This is a genomic window from Nocardioides sp. P5_C9_2 (genome assembly GCF_054049555.1).
Map to the genome: position 1 here is coordinate 1 of NZ_JBFUMD010000500.1, position 2,773 is coordinate 2,773.

General features: G+C 74.5%; 3 protein-coding genes and 1 pseudogene. All 4 read left to right on the forward strand.

Annotation, left to right across the window (positions count from 1 at the left end; genetic code table 11):
* Window positions 1–418: pseudogene (locus ACXJKL_RS18780) on the forward strand (hypothetical protein); the annotation flags it as partial.
* A gap of 54 nt (window positions 419–472) precedes the next feature.
* Entirely contained in the window at window positions 473–1,003 is a 531-nt protein-coding gene (locus tag ACXJKL_RS18785) for a DoxX family protein (protein ID WP_457208523.1), read from the forward strand.
* 20 nt (window positions 1,004–1,023) lie between these two features.
* The gene (gene aroA, locus ACXJKL_RS18790) at window positions 1,024–2,304 is read left to right on the forward strand and encodes a 3-phosphoshikimate 1-carboxyvinyltransferase (RefSeq protein ID WP_457208524.1); all 1,281 of its coding nucleotides are present in this window, start codon (window positions 1,024–1,026) and stop codon (window positions 2,302–2,304) included.
* Window positions 2,301–2,773, forward strand: a 473-nt coding sequence (rsgA, locus tag ACXJKL_RS18795; RefSeq protein ID WP_457208525.1) for a GTPase RsgA, incomplete at its 3' end; no start/stop codon positions are given. The genes aroA and rsgA, both read left to right, overlap by 4 nt.

The window sequence follows — 2,773 nt, forward strand, 5'->3', positions numbered from 1 at the left end:
GCCCACCGTCGACCCTCCGGCCCCGGTCCCCACCGCGACGACCACCCCGACGACCGAGCCGACGACAGACCCGGCGCCCGACCCTGTGCCGGTGGCGCGCGACCTGGTCATGACCGTCAGCGACCCGGTGGGCAACAACGCGAGCGTCGACCTCACCGCGAGGGTCGTCGGCATCCCGGCCGGGGAGTCGGCGACGCTGGTCATCACGGGCGACCCCGTGCTGGTGCAGGTGCGCGGTGCGCAGTGCAGCCCCTGGAGCGGCGACCGGACGACCTGCACGGTCACCGGCTCGGGACCTCTCGCGGTCCATGCCGTCTCCGGCGCCCGCCGCACGTCGCGGCTGACCTTCGCGGCCACCAGCGACGCGGGACCGGACGCCGCTCCCCAGGACAACACCGTCACCGTGACCTGGGACTGACGGGCCTCCGACGGGGTGGAGCCGGTGTCGTCCGGGTCGTGTAGGAATGACCCCATGACCGTCACCAGACTGATCGCTCGCCCGATGCTGGCCTCGATGTTCGTGGTGGGCGGCGTCAACGCCCTCAAGAACKCCTCCACGCTCGGCCCGGCGGCCCAGCCCGTCGCCGACAAGGTGGTGCCCCTGGCCCAGAAGGCCGTTCCCCAGGCACCGATCCCCACCGACGCCACCACGCTGGTGCGCATCAACGCCGTCGCGCAGATCACCGCCGGCGCCGCCCTGGCCACCGGCCGGGCGCCGCGGCTGGCCTCCACGGTCCTGGCCGCGTCGCTGCTCCCGACCACCCTGGCCGGGCACCGCTTCTGGGAGGAGTCGGACCCCACCGCCAAGGGCAACCAGAAGATCCACTTCTTCAAGAACGTCTCGATGATGGGCGGCCTGCTGCTCGCCGGCGTCGACACCGAGGGCAAGCCCGGCCTCGCGTGGCGTGCCCGTCGCGCCGCCGCCGACGCCAAGCGCGAGGCTCGCCGGCTGGCCAAGGACGCCCGTCACGAGGCGCGTCTGGCCAAGGCCCAGCTCACCTGAGTGATCGGTAGGGTGCGCGGGTGACCGACACCTGGCCCGCGCCCCGCCCGAGCGGTCCGGTGACGAGCGTGGTCTCGCTGCCGGGCAGCAAGTCGCTGACCAACCGCGCCCTGGTGCTGGCCGCGCTCGCCGACGGTCCCAGCGTCGTACGGCGTCCGTTGCGCTCGCGCGACACCCTGCTGATGGCCGGGGCGCTCGGGGCCATGGGCATCGAGGTCGAGGACCGCGGCGACGACTGGCTCATCACCCCGCGGCCGATGGCCGGCGACGCGGACGTCGACTGCGGCCTGGCCGGCACCGTGATGCGCTTCCTGCCGCCCGTCGCCGGACTCGCGACCGGGCGCGTCGCCTTCGACGGCGACCCCCACATGCGCAACCGGCCCGTCGGCGAGGTCCTCACCGCGCTGACCACGCTGGGCATCCGGGTCGAGGACGGGGGGCGCGGCGCRCTGCCCTTCGCCGTGGCGGGCACAGGCACCGTCCGGGGCGGGACGGTGGTCGTCGACGCGAGCGCATCCTCCCAGTTCATCTCCGCGCTGCTCCTCGCCGGCGCGCGCTACGAGCAGGGCGTGGACGTGCGCCACGACGGGAAGCCTGTCCCCTCGCTGCCGCACATCGAGATGACGGTCGCCCTGCTGCGCGAGCGCGGTGTCGCGGTCGACGACTCCGACGCCGACCGGTGGGCGGTCGCGCCGGGACCCATCGCCGCGGTCGACCACGAGGTCGAGCCCGACCTGTCCAACGCCGCCCCCTTCCTCGCCCTCGCCGCCACCACGGGCGGGCAGGTCACCGTGCGCGACTGGCCGGCGCGCACGACCCAGCCGGGCGACGTGCTGCGCGACGTGCTCAGCCGGATGGGCTGCACCGTGGAGGACGTCACCGGCCACGACCCCGGACTGCGCGTCACGGGCGCGGACGCCCTCTCCGGCATCGACCTCGACATGCACGACATCGGCGAGCTCGCCCCCGCCGTCGCCGCCCTCTGCGCCCTCGCCGACTCCCCCTCCCACCTGCGCGGCATCGGTCACATCCGCGGCCACGAGACCGACCGGCTCGCGGCCMTGGCCACCGAGCTCAACGCGCTCGGCGCCGACGTGACCGAGCACGCGGACGGCCTCACCATCCGACCCGCCCGGCTGCACGGCGGCACCTTCCACACCTACGCCGACCACCGGATGGCCCACGCCGCCGTCATCATCGGCTCGGCGGTGGACGGGGTCCTGGTCGAGGACATCGCGACGACGGGCAAGACGTTCCCCGACTTCGCCACCGCCTGGTCCGGGGTGGTGGGTCACCCGTGACCGGTCGCTACGGCGAGCACGACCACGAGCACTACGAGCGCCCCCGGCGTCGCACCAGGCCGCGGACCAAGGACCGTCCGACGTACGACGACGCGGTCGACGGCGTGGTCGTGACCGTCGACCGGGGCCGGTTCACGCTCCTGATCGGCGGCGCGACGGTGATGGCGATGAAGTCGCGCCCCCTCGGCCGCAAGGGCGTCGTCGTGGGCGACCGGGTCCGGGTCGTCGGGGACACCTCGGGCGCCGACGGGTCGCTGGCCCGGATCGTCGAGGTCGTCGAGCGCAGCACCACGCTGCGGCGTACCGCCGACGACGACGACCCGGTCGAGCGCGTCATCGTCTCCAACGCCGACCAGCTCGTCGTCGTCACCGCCCTGGCCGACCCCGAGCCCCGCCCGCGGCTGATCGACCGGGCCCTCGTCGCGGCGTACGACGCGGGCATGTCCCCGCTGCTCTGCCTGACGAAGGC